At 68.4% G+C, this 16714-nt stretch carries 10 protein-coding genes and 1 tRNA gene; 5 read left to right on the forward strand and 6 right to left on the reverse strand.

Going from position 1 to position 16714, the window contains the following annotated elements; translation table 11 throughout:
* Positions 1 to 75: 75 nt before the first annotated feature.
* The 6 genes from rho to argS form a co-directional block, all read right to left on the reverse strand.
* Positions 76 to 2217, reverse strand: a complete 2142-nt coding sequence (gene rho / locus QFZ52_RS09895) for a transcription termination factor Rho (protein WP_307497450.1) — start codon at positions 2215 to 2217, stop codon at positions 76 to 78.
* A 209-nt stretch (positions 2218 to 2426) separates the two neighbouring features.
* Positions 2427 to 3395 (reverse strand): homoserine kinase, encoded by a 969-nt coding sequence (gene thrB, locus QFZ52_RS09900; RefSeq protein WP_307497451.1) that lies wholly within the window; start codon positions 3393 to 3395, stop codon positions 2427 to 2429.
* 3 nt (positions 3396 to 3398) lie between these two features.
* Positions 3399 to 4502 (reverse strand): threonine synthase, encoded by a 1104-nt coding sequence (gene thrC / locus QFZ52_RS09905; RefSeq protein ID WP_278266783.1) that lies wholly within the window; start codon positions 4500 to 4502, stop codon positions 3399 to 3401.
* Positions 4503 to 5807 (reverse strand): homoserine dehydrogenase, encoded by a 1305-nt coding sequence (locus QFZ52_RS09910; RefSeq protein ID WP_307498703.1) that lies wholly within the window; start codon positions 5805 to 5807, stop codon positions 4503 to 4505. It lies immediately after the preceding gene.
* Positions 5808 to 5845: 38 nt separating this feature from the next.
* Positions 5846 to 7381, reverse strand: coding sequence for a diaminopimelate decarboxylase family protein (locus QFZ52_RS09915; RefSeq protein WP_307498704.1), 1536 nt, complete (start codon positions 7379 to 7381; stop codon positions 5846 to 5848).
* An 8-nt stretch (positions 7382 to 7389) separates the two neighbouring features.
* Entirely contained in the window at positions 7390 to 9039 is a 1650-nt protein-coding gene (gene argS / locus QFZ52_RS09920) for an arginine--tRNA ligase (RefSeq protein WP_307497452.1), read from the reverse strand.
* 187 nt (positions 9040 to 9226) lie between these two features.
* Between argS and QFZ52_RS09925 the strand changes: the two genes are divergently transcribed.
* From QFZ52_RS09925 to hrpA, 5 genes are all read left to right on the forward strand, one after another.
* The gene (locus QFZ52_RS09925; RefSeq protein WP_307497453.1) at positions 9227 to 9697 is read left to right on the forward strand and encodes an FMN-binding protein; all 471 of its coding nucleotides are present in this window, start codon (positions 9227 to 9229) and stop codon (positions 9695 to 9697) included.
* Between the two features lie 7 nt (positions 9698 to 9704).
* Entirely contained in the window at positions 9705 to 10580 is an 876-nt protein-coding gene (locus tag QFZ52_RS09930) for an FAD:protein FMN transferase (protein WP_307497454.1), read from the forward strand.
* Positions 10580 to 12109, forward strand: coding sequence for an FAD-dependent oxidoreductase (locus QFZ52_RS09935; protein WP_307497455.1), 1530 nt, complete (start codon positions 10580 to 10582; stop codon positions 12107 to 12109). Before QFZ52_RS09930 ends, QFZ52_RS09935 begins: the two co-directional genes overlap by 1 nt.
* 137 nt (positions 12110 to 12246) lie before the next feature.
* A tRNA-Arg gene (locus QFZ52_RS09940) sits at positions 12247 to 12322 on the forward strand.
* Positions 12323 to 12615: 293 nt separating this feature from the next.
* Positions 12616 to 16683 carry an ATP-dependent RNA helicase HrpA gene (hrpA, locus tag QFZ52_RS09945; protein ID WP_307497456.1) on the forward strand — a complete coding sequence of 1356 codons (4068 nt, stop codon included), beginning with the start codon at positions 12616 to 12618 and terminating at the stop codon, positions 16681 to 16683.
* The last annotated feature ends 31 nt before the right edge of the window (positions 16684 to 16714 follow it).

Here is a 16714-nt window from a genome sequence, read left to right on the forward strand (position 1 = left end):
CCTGGTCACCAGTTTATCGGGAGACGGCAAACGGGGATGGGACCGGCGTATGGCCGGTCCCATCCCCGTCAGGAGCTACTTGTCGTTCTCCGACTTTGCAGCCAGGGTGGTGCGCTGCACCTGGAGCAGGAACTCGGCGTTGCTCTGCGTCTCACGGATCTTGCTCGTGAGCAGTTCCAGGCCCTGCTGCTGCTCGAGGCCGGAGAGCAGACGGCGCAGACGCCACATGATCTTGACCTCGTCCGCGGAGAGCAGGTTCTCCTCGCGACGGGTGCTGGACGCGTTGACATCGACGGCCGGGAAGATGCGCTTGTCCGCCAGGTGGCGGGACAGGCGGAGCTCCATGTTGCCGGTGCCCTTGAATTCTTCGAAGATGACCTCGTCCATCTTGGAACCGGTCTCCACCAGGGCCGTGGCCAGGATGGTCAGCGAGCCGCCGTTCTCGATGTTGCGGGCCGCGCCGAAGAACCGCTTGGGCGGGTACAGCGCTGCGGAGTCGACACCACCGGAGAGGATGCGGCCGGAAGCGGGCGCGGCCAGGTTGTAGGCACGGCCCAGGCGGGTCATGGAGTCCAGGAGGACCACCACGTCCTTGCCCATCTCCACGAGACGCTTGGCTCGCTCGATGGAGAGCTCGGCCACCGTGGTGTGGTCATCAGCGGGGCGGTCGAAGGTCGAGGCGATGACCTCACCCTTCACCGTGCGCTGCATGTCGGTGACTTCTTCTGGACGCTCGTCCACCAGGACCATCATGAGGTGGACCTCAGGGTTGTTGGTGGTAATGGCGTTCGCGATCGACTGCAGGATGAGCGTCTTACCGGCCTTGGGCGGGGAGACGATCAGGCCACGCTGGCCCTTGCCGATGGGAGCCACGAGGTCGATGATGCGCGGGCCGATCTTCTTGGGATCGGTCTCCAGACGCAGTCGCTCGGACGGGTAGAGCGGAACGAGCTTGTTGAACTCGACGCGGTTCTTGAGCTCCTCCGGCTGCAGGCCATTGACGCTCGTGACGCGGACCAGAGCGTTGAACTTCTGTCGGTTGTTCTGCTGGTTGTTGTTCTCGCCCTCGCGGGGAGCACGGATCGCGCCGACGACGGCGTCGCCCTTGCGCAGGTTGTACTTGCGGACCTGGTTGAGGGTCACGTACACGTCCTGCGGGCCCGGCAGGTAACCGGAGGTGCGGATGAACGCGTAGTTGTCCAGGACGTCGAGGATGCCGGCCACGGGCACCAGGACATCGTCATCGCTCAGCTCGGTGTCGTCCACCTCGGGGCCCTGGTTACGGCCGCGGCGGCGCTCGTTGCGATCGCGGAACCGGTCGTTGCGATCGTTCCGGTCATTGCGGTCGTTCCGCTCGTTGCGGTCACGGCGGTTGCGACGGTTCCGGCGGTTTCCGCCCTCTTCCTCGTCGCCGCGGGTTTCCTGCTGGCGGTTGTCCTGCTGACGGTTATCCTGCTGGCGTGCGCCCTGCTGATTGCCGTTGGTCTGAGCGTTGCCCTCGCCATTGCGGGGGCCGCGCTCGGAGCGCTGACGGTTGCGGCGGTTGCCTTCGCCGTCACGGACGTCGCCCTGCTCGGAGGGAGCCTCGGTGGTCTCGGACGGGGTTTCGGAACGCTCGACGGCGTTCTCGCCGCCTTCGGCACGACGGTTGCGGTTGCGCGTGCGGGTGTTGCGGCGCTCGGAACCCTGCTCGCCGGAAGCGTTGTCGGCGTTGTCGGAGCGCTGCTCGGCGGCCGGAGCAGCCGTCTCGGCGGGTGCGGTCTCCGCAGCGGCTTCGGTCGCGGCGACGACGCCGTCGCTGCCCGCGCGGCGGGAGCGGCCACGGGTGCGGCTGCGGGCCGGCGCGGCGTCCGAAGAGGACTCCTGCTCGGAAGAAGCGGGCTGAGCGTCGGCCTTGGCCTCAGTCTTTGCCTCGGCCTGCGGCGCGGCGGCCTTGGCGGAGGAGGTCTTGGCGGCGGTCGCCTTGGTGGTGGCAGGCGCTTTGGCGGCTTCCTCGCCCTTGGCGGGACGATCGGCCACGGAGGAACCGCGCTGGTGGTCGGAAATGGCGGTCACGAGGTCGCCCTTGCGCATCCGGGAACTCCCGGAGATGCCGAGCTGGCTGGCAAGCGCCTGCAGCTGGGCGAGCTTGAGGCCCGCCAGGCCGCCGCTCTTCGCTGCCGGTGCAGCGGAGCTTGTCTTGTCCACATCCGTAGTCAGGACAGTGGTTTCAGTCACGAAGGATCCTTCCCCCTCGATGGCGTCCGGGCTGGAGCCGGACGGTTGGGTTGACAGCACAGGCCTTCAGATCATCCTGGGCTGCTCATGACCGCGCAATGGGGCGGAGCACGAGTTTTTGCAAGGAATTTGCCGCGCGAAACACACGGTCCAAGAAGAGGATCCGCGGGTGGATTCCCCGCGCGCAAAAAGTGGCATCCACTGCGGATTTACCGCGGATGCACTTCCACTTTAGCACCTTCACGGTCCACGGCCGGTCGCAGAACACGCCACGACACCGCGGCCGATTCCCGCTGCCGGATGAATTCCTCCACCTCTGCGGCCTCCGCGGCCGAACGGGCGAGGGTCATGACCGTGGGACCGGCTCCGGAAACGACGGCGGCGTGGCCGCGTTCGCGCAGCGCGGCGATGAGATCCGCGCTGGGCTGCATGGCCGTGGCGCGGTAATCCTGGTGGAGGTAGTCCCGAGTCGCCGGGACGAGCAAGTCCGGCTGTGACGTCAGCGCCGCCACGAGCAACGCGGCCCGGCCGGAGTTCATGGCCGCGGCGTGGTGGTCGACCTGCGCCGGCAGAAGCGTCCGGGCGAGTTCCGTGGAGAGCTCGAAGTCGGGAATCGCGACGACGGGGACCACGTCCGCGTGCACCTCCGCGCGGGCGCTGCGGAACTCCGCGCCTTCCTGCCAGGAGAGGGCGAGGGCGCCGAAGATCGCCGGTGCGACGTTGTCCGGGTGCCCTTCCAGCTCACTCGTGAACTGCAGGACCCAGTCCAGCCCGCGGCGGGACTCCTCCGGCACCAGGCCGTTGGCTGCGAGAGCTGCGGCCACGACGGCGGCGGCCGAGCTTCCCAGCCCGCGTCCGTGCGGAATGACGTTCTCAGCGCTCAGGTGCAGACCCTGGTGCCGGTACCCGAGCTGGGCCAGGGCTGACTCGAGAGAACGGACCACCAGGTGGCTGCCGTCCCGGGGCACGGATTCCGTGCCTTCACCCGTGAGGGTGAATTCGAGGGCGCCGGACTCGAGGGTCTCGACCGTCACGGTGTCGAAGAGCTGCACGGCCAGGCCGAGGCTGTCGTAGCCGGGGCCGAGGTTCGCGCTCGTCGCCGGGACGCGGACGGTGACGGAAAGACCGGACGGCAGTGCGACGAGAGACGCCGCACCGCCGTCGTGATGGTGAGCCAAGACCTAGCCCTCGAAGCCGAGGGCCGCGGCCACGGAGACCACGTCGTTCTGCACCTTGACCGGGGAGACATCACTGCCGTCCTCGGTGCGCAGGGCCCACTGGGGATCCTTCAAGCCGTGACCGGTCACGGTGATGACGATGGTCTTGCCGGTGGGGACTTCGCCCGCGGCATGCTTCTTGATCAGACCGGCGACACCTGCGGCGGAGCCGGGCTCCACGAAGACGCCCTCCTTGCTGGACAGCCAGCGGTGGGCGGCGAGGATCTCCTCATCGGTGACGGCCTCGATCAGGCCGCCCGACTCGTCGCGGGCGGCGACGGCGGTGTCCCAGGAAGCGGGATTGCCGATCCGGATGGCGGTGGCGATCGTCTCGGGATGAGTGATCGGGTGTCCGGCCACGAACGGCGCCGCGCCGGCCGCCTGGAAGCCCCACATGGCGGGGGTGCGCGTCGCGACGGCGGCGAGTTCGCCGGCGGTCGCGGACTGGTACGGCGCCGCGTACTCCTTGTAGCCCTTCCAGTACGCGCTGATGTTGCCGGCGTTGCCGACGGGCAGCACGTGGATGTCGGGGGCGTCGCCCAGGGCGTCGACGACCTCGAAGGCGCCGGTCTTCTGGCCTTCGATACGGGCCGGGTTGACGGAGTTCACGAGGAACACCGGGTACGCCTCGTTCAGCTTGCGGGCGATCTCGAGGCAGTCATCGAAGTTGCCGTCCACCTGGAGCAGCGTGGCGCCGTGGGCGATGGCCTGGGACAGCTTGCCCATGGCGATCTTGCCTTCGGGCACCAGAACGGCACAGCGAAGGCCGGCCGAGGTCGCGTAAGCCGCGGCGGACGCCGAAGTGTTGCCGGTGGAGGCGCAGACCACGGCCTGCGCTCCTGCCTGCACGGCGGCCGTCATGGCCATCGTCATGCCGCGGTCCTTGAACGAACCGGTCGGGTTCATGCCCTCGACCTTGAGGTAGACGGTGTTGCCGGTGAGCTCGGAGAGCTTCTGGGCGTGCACCAGAGGAGTGCCGCCTTCGCCCAGGGTGATGACCCTGGTGCTCTCGTCGACAGGCAGACGTTCGGCGTATTCGCGGATCACGCCGCGCCACTGATGAGCCACTTAGACACCTTCCACACGGAGGACGGACGTCACGTCTTGCACGACGTCCAGTTGAGAAATGGATGCGACGGTCGCCGCGAGGTCCGCCTCGCTGGCCCGGTGCGTCACGATCCGCAGTTCGGCGGACTGATCAGCACTGCTGATGCTCTGCCGGAACAGTTCGATGGACACACCGTTGTCACTGAAAACCTGAGCGATCCGGGCGAGGACACCCGGCTGGTCGGCTACCCGCAGACCGACGTGGTAGCTGGTCCGGCTGGCCGAGATCGGCAGCGCCGGGACATGGCCCGTGGTGGTCTCGGTGCGGCCAGGGCCTCCGAGCACGATCCGTCGTGCCGCAGACACGAGGTCGCCCAGGACGGCGGACGCGGTCGGAGTGCCGCCCGCGCCCTGGCCGTAGAACATCAGCTCGCCGGCGTTCTCCGCCTCGACGAACACGGCGTTGAACGCTCCCCGGACCGCGGCCAGCGGGTGCTCCCGCGGCAGGAGGGTCGGGTGGACGCGGACGCTGACGCCCTCGGCGTCGGCGTCGTCCGTCAGCTTCTCGGCGATGGCGAGCAGCTTGATGACGAATCCGGCGTCCTTGGCGGCGGCGATGTCCGCAGCGCTCACCTTGGTGATGCCCTCGCAGTACACGTCGTCGAGGGAGAACCGGGTGTGGAAGGACAGGGCGGCCAGGATCGCGGCCTTGGCCGCGGCGTCGTGGCCCTCCACGTCAGCGGTGGGGTCCGCTTCGGCGTACCCCAGTCGCTGTGCCTCCGCCAGGGCGTCCTCGAACTGGGCTCCCGTGGAATCCATCTGATCCAGGATGAAGTTCGTGGTGCCGTTGACGATGCCGAGCACCCGGGTGATGCGGTCACCCGAGAGGCTGTCACGGATGGGACGCAGGATGGGGATGGCACCCGCGACGGCGGCCTCATACGAGAGCTGCACACCCGCCTTGTCCGCCTCTTCGTAGAGGGTGGGGCCGTCCTGGGCGAGCAGCGCCTTGTTGCCCGTGACCACGCACGCGCCGTGGCGGACCGCGGACAGGATCAGACTGCGAGCGGGCTCGATGCCGCCCATCAGCTCGATGACGAGGTCGGCGCCGGCCACGAGAGACTCGGAGTCGGTGGTGAAGAGCTCCCGGGGAAGCTCGACGTCACGGGGCGCGTCGATGGTGCGGACGCCGATGCCGACGAGCTCCAGACGGGCACCGGTGCGGGCGGCCAGGGTCTCCGCGTCCTCGAGGAGGATGCGGGCCACCTGAGATCCCACGTTGCCGCAGCCCAGAAGCGCGACCTTGAGGGTCTTGGTCTCATTCACGTCAGTCTTCACGACATCAGAGTTCACAACGTCGGTGTTCACAGCTGTCCGGCTCCCATGTCTCGGTTCAAGAGGTCTTCCTCGGTTTCCCCACGAATGATCCACCGGGCGGTCCCGTCGGAGACCGCGACCACTCCCGGACGTGCCAGGTAGTTGTAGTTGCTCGCGAGTGCCCAGCAGTAGGCACCGGTGCCCGGCACGGCCAGGAGATCACCGGCCCTGACATCCGAGGGCAGGTAAACATCTTTAACAACAATGTCCCCGCTCTCGCAATGTTTGCCCACCACTCGGGACAACTGGGCGGGAGCATCCGAGGATCGGCTGGCCAGGGCGGCCGAATAGTCGGCGTCATAGAGCACCGGGCGGGCGTTGTCGCTCATGCCGCCGTCGACCGAGACGTAGCGCCGCGGATACGTCTGCTCCGCGTCGTCCGGCGCCTCGACCTGGACGGTCTTCCGAGTGCCGACTTCGTACAGCGTGAAGGTGGTGCTGCCGACGATCGCCCGGCCGGGCTCGATCGAGATGCGCGGGCACACGATGCCCAGCTCGCGGCAGGTCTCCCTCACGACGCCGGCCAGGGCCTGCGCGATCTCGGCCACCGGGCGCGGGGTGTCCACGGGGGTGTAGGCGATGCCGTGGCCTCCTCCGAGATCCATCTCCGGCAGGACGATCCCGTGTTTGCGCTGCATCGCGTCGTGGAACGCGAGCAGCTTCCTGGCCGCGACAGCGAAGCCGTCCGCCTCGAAGATCTGCGATCCGATGTGGCAGTGCAGGCCCAGGAGTTCGATGCCCTCCAGTGCCACGGCCGCATCCACGGCCTGCTCCGCCGCGGACAGGGCCGGGTCGATGCCGCGCAGTTCAGCATCCTCTGCGGTGCCCGGCGCCATGGAGAGACCGAACTTCTGGTCCTCATGGGCCGTGGCGATGAACTCATGGGTGTGGGCGTGCACCCCGGGCGTCAGCCGCAGCATGACCTTCGCGGTTGCCGGCCGGCCGGGCTCCTGAGCGCCCTTGTCCTGAACGCCCTTGTCCTGAGCGCCTTCGGCCCGCCGGCGCTGGACGATGTCCGCCACGCGCTCCAGCTCGTCGATGCTGTCCACGACGATCCGGCCGAGGTTCATGTCCAGGGCACGGTTGATCTCGGCGACCGACTTGTTGTTGCCGTGCAGTCCGAGCAGTTCACCGGGGAAGCCGGCTCGCTCAGCGACCGCCAGCTCGCCACCGGAACAGGTGTCGAGCCGGAGCCCTTCCTGACGGACCCACCGGGCGACCTCGACACTCAGGAAGGCCTTGCCCGCGTAATAGACGTCCACTCCCCCGCAGAGGTCGGCGAAGGCCTCGTTGAACGCATCACGGAACGCCCGGGCACGAGCACGGAAGTCACCTTCGCTCAGCACGAAGAGAGGAGTGCCGAACTGCTCCTTCAGAGAGCTGACGGTCACCCCGTCCACGGTGAGTTCGCCCGCGTCGGACCGTGCGACGTCGTGCGCCCAACTCGGGGCGTGCAAGGCGTTCAGATCGGAAGGAAGCTGCAGCCATTCCGGGGCCAGCGGACTGGGCCCGGTCACGTCCACGCCGCTCACTACATCCGCTCCGGGGCGGAGACGCCGAGGAGCGCGAGGCCGTTGGCCAGGACCTGGCTGGTGGCGTCGTTGAGCCACAGCCGGGTGCGGTTGACCGTGGTCACCTCTTCGTCGCCCTGCGGGGTGACGCGACAGGCGTCGTACCAGCGGTGGTACGCCCCGGCGATGACCTCGAGGTGGCGGGCGATGCGGTGCGGCTCCCGGAGCTCGGCGGCCTTCGCCACGATGGACGGGAAGCTGCCCAGCTGGGACAGCAGCTCGTTCTCGGTGGGATCGGTCAGCAGCGACGCGTCGAATTCGCTGCGGTCCACGCCCGCAGCCACGGCGTTGCGCGCCGTGCCACGGGAGCGGGCGTGCGCGTACTGCACGTAGAAGACGGGGTTCTCGTTGCTGTTCTTCTTGAGGACCTCAGGCTCCAGCGTGATCGGCGAGTCCGCGGGGAAACGAGCCAGCGAGTAGCGCACCGCGTCCTTGCCGAGCCAGCTGATGAGGTCCTTGAGCTCGATGATGTTGCCCGCGCGCTTGGACAGCTTCGCGCCGTTCACCGACACGAGCTGCCCGATCAGGACCTCGATGTTCTTCTCCGGATCGTCACCGGCGCAGGCCGCGATGGCCTTGAGGCGGTTGACGTAGCCGTGGTGGTCGGCGCCGAGAAGGTAGATCTTCTCCTCGAAGCCGCGGTCCCTCTTGGTGAGGTAGTACGCGGCGTCCGCGGCGAAGTACGTGGGCTCGCCATTGGCGCGGATGAGGACGCGGTCCTTGTCATCCGTGAAGTCCGTAGTACGCAGCCAGACGGCGCCGTCCTGATCGAAGACATGACCCTGCTCGCGCAGGCGGTCCACCGAGGCTTCAAGTGCGCCGGACTCGTGCAGGGTCCGCTCCGAGAAGTACACGTCGAAATGCACGTCGAAATCGGCCAGCGTCTGCTTGATGTCCTCGAGCTGCGCCTGGTAGGCGGCCTCGCGGACGATGGGCAATGCGGCCTCATCGGTCAGTTCCCGGATGGCGGGGTGTTCGCGGAGGACCTCGTGGCCCAGGTCCACGATGTACTGGCCGGGGTAGCCGCCCTCCGGCACGTCCCGGCCACGCAGGCGGGACAGCACCGAGTTGGCGAACACGTTCATCTGGCTGCCGGCGTCGTTGATGTAGTACTCGGCCGTGACTTCGGCGCCGGCGGCACGCAGCACGCGGGCGATGGAATCGCCCAGCGCCGCCCAGCGGGTGTGGCCGATGTGCAGCGGACCCGTCGGGTTGGCGGAGACGAATTCCATGTTGACCGTGTGGCCCGCGAGCGCGTCATTGTTGCCATAGGTGGCGCCCGCCTCGACGATGGTGCGCGCGAGCTCGCCGGCGGCGCCTGCGTCCAGGGTGATGTTGATGAAGCCGGGACCGGCGATGTCCACCGAAGCGACGCCGTCCACACCTTCGAGCTTCGCGGCCAGAATGGCGGCGAACTCGCGGGGCGAGAGGCCGGCGCGCTTCCCGAACTGCATGGCGGCGTTGGTGGCCCAGTCGCCGTGCTCCCGATTCTTCGGTCGCTCCACACGGACCTCGGCCTCCAGCGCCTCGGCGGGGAGGTTGATCGAGCCGTCAGCGACGGCGTCCTTCAGGCATGCGGTGATTGCTGCGGAAAGCTGTTCGGGAGTCACCCCTCAATCCTACGGGGAGGGGCCTGCCCGGCGGAAAAGCATGAACCCGCCATGTGGACAGCTTCGGACGGGTTGTCCACATAGAGCATCCATTCTCAGGAAACTCTGGACATACGCCCAGCAAGGCGATTTACGGTGGAGCCAGCCCTCTGGGTCTCCATCCCTTCTTCCCCCACCAGGAGCATCGATGACCACCTCCACCCCTTCTCTGAAGATCCTGGCCGGCACCGCCGCCGGGCTGGCCGTGCTGGCCGGCGCCACGGCCTGCGCCCCGGCGAAGCAGGGGACCTCGACCGCCGATGTCTCCCCCACAGGCGGCGCGTCCAGTGCCGCAGGCAGCACCGGAGCCCCTGCCACCCCTGGTCACTACAAGGACGGCACCTACAGCGCGGACGGGCATTACACCTCGCCCAACGGTGAGGAGACCGTGGGGGTCACTCTCACGCTGGCATCCGGCAAGATCAGCGATGTCAAGATCGCCACCCATCCCACCAGCGCGAACACCCAGCTGTTCCAGAACCGCTTCGCCGGCGGCATCAAGGACCTGGTGGTGGGCAAGAGCATCGATGAACTCGACGTGAGCCGGGTGGCCGGATCGAGCCTGACCAGTGGCGGATTCAAGGACGCGGTGGAGGCCATCAAGAAGCAGGCGGGCTGAGCCCGGTATGAACAGTCCCCTGGAATTCGACGCGATCGGCACCCGCTGGTGGATCCGGGCCGAGGGAATCACCGAACGGACCGAAGCAGACATCCGGCGGAGGATCGACGAGTTCGACGGCGTGTGGTCGCGTTTCCGCTCCGACTCCAAGGTCGCGCGCTGGGCGGCCGAGCCCGCCCCACGGGACGGCGCCGAGCGGACTCTGGCGCTCCCCGCCGAGGCAGCACCCCTCGGGCGCCTGTACCGGGAGCTCCACGATCTGAGCGGAGGCTCGGTGACCCCCTTCATCGGGGAGTCCCTCGTGCGGCTGGGCTACGACGCGGCCTACTCCCTGACTCCACGCGGCCCAGCCGTCCCCGCGCCCGTCTGGGGCCGGGACGTGCGCTGGGAAGACCGGACCGTGTCGGCAAGCGCGCCGGTCCTGCTGGACATCGGCGCGGCGGGCAAGGGACTTCTGGTGGATCTGGTCTGCGGAGTCCTCGAGGACGCCGGGGTTTCCGACTACCTGGTCGACGCCGGCGGCGACCTCCGGCACTCGGGCTCCGTGGCTGAGCGGATCGGGCTGGAGAGCCCCTTCGACAGCAGCCGGGCGATCGGCGTCGTCGCGGTCCATCAGCAGGCGCTCGCGGCCTCCGGCACCGCGCGCCGCGCATGGGGCCGCGGGCTGCACCACGTCCTGGACGGCCTGACGGGCGAACCCGTGCGGCGAGTGGTGGCAAGCTGGGTTCTGGCACCCGAGGCCATGCAAGCCGACGGGCTCGCCACGGCGCTGTTCTTCGTCCCCGGCCATGAGCTGGCGGCGCGCTACGGCGTGGAGTGGCTGACCGTGCACAGCGATGGGCACGCCGAAGGTTCCGAGCACTTCCTGGAAGGCCTGTTCTGATGTCCGCACTTCTGAGCGTCACGCAGCGTGTGACCCGGCCGCTGGGCCGACTGTCGATGACCCGCGTGGTGGCGCTGTCCCTCGGCGTCCTGATCGTCTACAGCCTCGTTCTGGACGCCCTCGGCTGGACCGAGTTCGGTGTTCCCGAACTGTGCCTCCACCTGTTGCTCTGCCTTGCGGCGACCACGCTGTCCAACGGAGCCTGCGCCCTGTTGTTCCGGATGCGGCCCTACTGGGATTCGTCGCTGGTCACCGCCGGCCTGCTGTACTTCCTCTTCTGGCCGGCGACGGGCTTCCGCGAGGGGCTGGGCGTGGCGCTGGCCGCCGTGCTGGCCTCCGCGTCGAAATACGCTCTCGCCTGGCATGGCCGGCATCTGTTCAACCCTGCCGCGCTCGGGGCCTTCATCATCTCGCTGACAGGTCTGAACGCGGCGACCTGGTGGGTGGGCTCCCCTCTGCTGCTCTGGGCGGTGGTTCCGCTGGGTCTGCTGGTGCTCTACCGGGCCGGCCAGTTCCCGGTGGCCCTCACGTTCCTGGGAGCCTCGCTGGTGACGGCCATCGCCGTGGCCCTGGGCCGCGGAATGTCGGCGGCGGAGGTGCCCGCGCTGTGGTTCACGAGTCAGGCCACGGTGTTCTTCGCCTGCTTCATGCTGAGCGAACCGCTCACCCTTCCGCCGCGACGGTGGCAGCGAATCCTGGTCGGCGTCCTGGTCGGAGTGCTTTTCAGCCTGCCGTTCTCCCTCCAGCTCGGCGCCGTGATCCTCTCGAATGCCCCGGAGGCCGTGCTGCTCGTGGGCAACATCCTCGCGTTCATCCTCCGACCCAAGAGTTCCAGCCTGGTGACGTTCCTCGATCACCGACCGGTCGGCAAGGACATCACCGAATTCACCTTCCGCGCCGCTGACGACCCACGCCTCGCCGCGGGTCAGTATGTGGAACTCACCATTCCGGTTCCCGGCATCGGTTCCTCGCGGCGGGTGTTCAGCCCGGTCGCGGCCGGCGACGGTGACCTCCGGATCGCCACCCGCATGCCGAGCCAGCCATCGCCCGCCAAGAAGGCCCTCTACGACATGGAGACAGGCACGGCGCTCCGCCTGAGCCGCACCGGGGGCGAATTCCTGCTCGGCCCGTCGGACCGCCCGGCACTTCTGGTCGCGGGAGGCATCGGGATCACCCCGTTCGTGGGGATGCTGGATGGCGCCACTGCCGGGTCCCTCCCGGACACCGTGGTCCTGTACTCCGTGCGGGACTACGACGACGCCGCCTACCTCGGCGCGCTGGCCCGCTCCGGCGCGAAAATCCTCCTGCGCACCTCCGCGCCGCTCCCTGAGGGCGCCCAGCTGCCCAACGGTGTCGAGCACGTGGGCAGCGAGCGTTTCAGCGCCGCGCGGATCGCCGAACTGGTGCCCGACGCCGCAGGGCGGCATGCGCTCGTGTCCGGCGCCCCGGACTTCGTCGCCGCCCTCCGCGGCGCCCTACGTGCCGCAGGAGTCCGACGGGTGAAGAGCGATTCCTTCCTGGGGTACTGATCCTGCTGTTCCCTCGGTGAGAACCAGCCCGTGGTCTGCACCTCCAGGGCTTGCCGGACGAGTGCCGATTTCGCATCCGGAGGTGGATTCCTGCTAAGCTCGAGGACGTTCCGGGGCCACCCCGGGATCCCTGGCCCGCCCTCGTAGCTCAGGGGATAGAGCGTCTGCCTCCGGAGCAGAAGGCCGTAGGTTCGAATCCTATCGAGGGCACCAGATACAGCGAGAGCCCCGGTTCCACGGAACCGGGGCTCTCGTCATTTCTCCCTTCCCCGGATCGGCACGACTGATCAGTCCGCAGACGCCGAGCACGGGGCGGGCAATCACGCAACGCAGCGCCCGGGAGACCGAGGTGCGGCAGCTTGCGTCAAGGGGCCCCGCGCCCAGGCCCCATCGTCAGCCAGCAACAGAGCGCGGGGAAAGCAAGCAGAGCACCTCGGTCACCCGGGCATCCACACCGAAGCATTCCTTTCAGCCGGGCGATCCGGGACAACTAGACTGATCAGGTCATGCCTCTGAACATCACATACCCTGCCGCGCTCCCCGTCTCCGAACGCCGTGAGGACATCATGGCCGCCATCTCGGAGAACCAGGTGGTCATCGTGGCCGGCGAGACCGGCTCCGGCAAGACCACGCAGCTGCCGAAGATGTGTCTGGAACTCGGCCTGGCCGAGCACGGCCTGATCGGCCACACACAGCCCCGTCGTCTGGCCGCCCGCACCGTCGCGGAGCGCATCGCGGAGGAACTGGACGTGGAACTCGGCCAGGAAGTGGGCTATCAAGTGCGCTTCACCGGTGAGGTGGGGCCGCAGACCCAGGTCAAGCTCATGACGGACGGCATCCTGCTCGCGGAGATCCAGCGGGACCGTCTCCTGCGCAAGTACAGCGTCATCATCGTGGATGAGGCCCACGAGCGCAGCCTCAACATCGACTTCATCCTCGGATACCTCAAGCGCCTGCTGCCCCAGCGGCCGGATCTGAAGATCATCATCACCTCGGCCACGATCGATCCGGAGCGCTTCGCCCGGCATTTCGGCGGAGAGGACACCCCGGCACCGATCGTCGAGGTCTCCGGGCGCACCTTCCCCGTGGAGATCCGCTACCGCCCGCTGTCCGAACCGGGCGGCGAAGAGGAACTGGACGACGAACTCGAAGAGGACCGCGACCCCGTGGACGCCGTCTGCGACGCCGTGGACGAGCTCTCGCGCGAAGCGCCCGGCGACATCCTGGTGTTCTTCTCCGGCGAGCGGGAAATCCGCGAAGCCGCGGAAGCGCTGCAGGGCCGTCTCCCCCGCAACCCCCGCCTCGCCGACGCCGAGATCCTGCCGCTGTTCGCACGGCTGAGCCTCGCGGAGCAGCACAAGGTGTTCAACCCGGGACCGCGCCGTCGCATCGTCCTGGCCACCAACGTCGCCGAAACGTCGCTGACGGTCCCCGGCATCAAGTACGTGATCGACACCGGCACCGCACGCATCTCCCGGTATTCGCACCGGACCAAGGTCCAGCGGCTGCCCATCGAACGCGTGTCCCAGGCGTCCGCGAATCAGCGGTCCGGTCGTTGTGGCCGTGTCAGCGACGGCATCGCCATCCGGCTGTACTCGGAGGACGATTACCTCGGCCGTCCTGAGTTCACCGACCCCGAGATCCTCCGCACCAATCTGGCCGCCGTCATCCTCCAGATGATCGCGATCGGCGTCGCGCGCACTCCGAAGGACGTCGAGGGCTTCCCCTTCGTCGAGTCGCCGGACACCCGCGCGGTCAACGACGGCGTCACCCTCCTGCGCGAGCTCGGCGCCCTTCCCGCGCCGGGCGAGTCGGCCGATGCGGCCCCTTCTGAGAGGGCCAGCGCTGACGGCACCACCGGTGGCGGCAAGGCCGGCCGTGGCGAGCGCGGCGGCGGGCGGGGCCGTGGCGAGCGTTCCGGGGGCCGCAAGCCGTCCGGGCTGACCGCCGTCGGGCATCAGCTGGCCCAGCTCCCCGTGGATCCGCGCCTCGGCCGCATGATCGTGGAGGCCGCCCGCCGCGGCTGCGCCCGTGAGGTCATGGTGCTGGCCGCCGCACTGACCATTCAGGACCCGCGCGAACGGCCCACCGACAAGCAGCAGCAGGCCGCGGAGAAGCACGCCCGCTTCAAGGATGAGAAGAGCGACTTCACCGGCTATCTGAACCTGTGGAACTACCTGCAGGAGAAGCAACGGGAGCTCTCCTCGAGCCAGTTCCGCCGACTGTGCCGCACCGAGTTCATCAATTACCTCCGGGTCCGGGAGTGGCAGGAGCTCTACGCGCAGCTCCGGCAGCTCGCCAAACCGCTCGGCATCGCGGTGGACAACAGCCGGGACACCGATCCGGTGGGCCTGCACGACGTGATCCACCAGTCCCTCCTGTCCGGTCTGCTCAGCCAGATCGGACTCTACGACGAGCGCAAACGCGAGTATGCGGGCGCCCGCGGCACCCGTTTCGCCATCTTCCCCGGCTCAGCGCTGTTCAAGAAGTCCCCGGCCTTCGTCATGGCGGCAGAGCTGGTCGAGACCAGCCGTCTCTGGGCGCGGGTCGCCGCGGCGTTCGCGCCAGAGTGGGCCGAGCTGGTGGCGCCGCAACTGGTCAAGCGGACCTTCAGCGAACCGCATTGGTCCTCGAAGTCCGGCTCCGTCATGGCCTATGAGAAGGTCACGCTCTACGGCGTGCCCATCATCCCCAAGCGCCGCATCAACTATGCCTCCGTGGACCCGGAACTCTGCCGCGAACTGTTCATCCGGCACGCCCTGGTGGACGGCGAATGGCGCACCCACCACAAGTTCTTCCAGCGCAACCGCGCCCTCCTGCGGGAGGTGGAGGAACTCGAGACCCGCATGCGCCGCCGCGACATCCGGGCGGATGATGAGACGCTGTTCGAGTTCTACGACCAGCGGATCGGCCGCGAGGTCGTCTCGGAACGGCACTTCGACGCCTGGTGGAAGCAGGCCCGCCAGCAGGATCCGGGCCTGCTCGACTTCGACCGCGCCCTCGTCATGAGTGACGAGGCCGATGACCTGGACGAGTCGGCCTTCCCCCGGACCTGGCATCAGCAGGGCTTCGAGTTCCCGCTGAGCTACGAGTTCCATCCCGTGGCCCCGGGCGCCACCCCGGATCCGTCCGACGGCGCGACCGTGGAGATCCCGGCGCTGTTCCTGAACCAGGTGGATCCCGAGCCCTTCCGCTGGCAGATCCCCGGCCAGCGTGTCGAGCTGGTCACCGCCTTGATCAAGTCCATGCCCAAGGCGGTCCGGAAGAACTTCGTCCCGGCTCCGGATGTCGCCCGGCAGGCCGTCGCGGCACTGGACACCGACTTCTCCCCCACCGAGGACCGGATCGAGAACGCCCTGGCGCTGACCCTTCGGCGGCTCCGTGGTCAGGTGGTCCCGGACGGCAGCTTCTCCTGGGACTCCGTGCCGCCCCACCTGCGCATGAGCTTCCGCGTGGTGGACGCGAAGGGCAAGGTTCTCGGCGACAGCAAGGACCTCGCCGCGCTCCAGGACGAACTCGCCCCCGCCACACGCCGGGCGATCGCGGAGAGTCTGGGCGCCACACCGAAGTCGGTGAACGGCACGCCGGGCAGGCCGGGTAAGGCCGTCGGGAAGACCGGCGCCGGCGCGCGCACTCCGGACAGCACGACGACGGCGGGCGCCCAGCCGGGCCTGCACGCCTCGGGCGTCGCGGAGCTGAGCGGGCTCAAGGACTGGGCCGCGCTGACCGCCGCGAGTGGCGGCGTGATCCAGCGCAGCGTGAGCCGGCAACTCAGCGGCCACACGGTCACGGGCTACCCGGCGCTCGTGGATGAGGGCTCCACGGTCGGCCTGCGCGTGTTCCAGACCGCCGAACGCCAGGAAGCCGCCATGCGTGCTGGTGTCATCCGCCTGCTCGCCCTGAAGATCCCCGCCCCGGACCGCTATGTCCTCGAACACCTGAGCAACACCGAGAAACTGACGTTCAGCCAGAACCCGCACGGCAGCGTGAGCGAGCTGATCGCGGACTGTGCCCAGGCCGCGATCGACAAACTGGTGCCGGCCCAGCTTCCCTGGGACACCAAGGCGTTCGACGCGCTCTACGAACAGGTCCGGGCCGACCTCATCGACACCGTGTTCACCGTGACCGCGGTGGTCGAGCGCATCCTCGCCAGCGCCCGCCGGATCGAGAAGCAGCTCAAGGGCAGCACGAGCCTGGCACTCATCAGCGCGCTGAACGACGAGAAAAGCCATCTGTCCCAGCTCGTGTACCGCGGGTTCGTCGCACAGACGGGTTACCAGCAGCTCGCTCAGCTGCCGCGGTACCTGAATGCCATCGAACGCCGGCTCGAGAAGCTGCCGACGAACGTCCAGCGCGACGCCAACAACATGGCGGTCGTCCAGCGCCTGGAGGATGAGTACGACGACGCCGTGGCGGCACTCCGCTCGGGCGAAGGACCCGGCCCCGAGTTAACCCATGTGCGCTGGATGCTGGAGGAACTGCGGGTCAGCCTGTTCGCCGTCGAGCTCGGCACGCAGTATTCGGTGAGTGAAAAGCGGATCCGCGTCGCGCTGAACAAGGCCCTCGCACCCTGACTCTCCTCACCATGACCCTCCGCGCCGGACG

The organism is Arthrobacter woluwensis (genome assembly GCF_030816155.1).
GTDB classification, from domain to species: Bacteria; Actinomycetota; Actinomycetes; order Actinomycetales; family Micrococcaceae; genus Arthrobacter_E; species Arthrobacter_E woluwensis_A.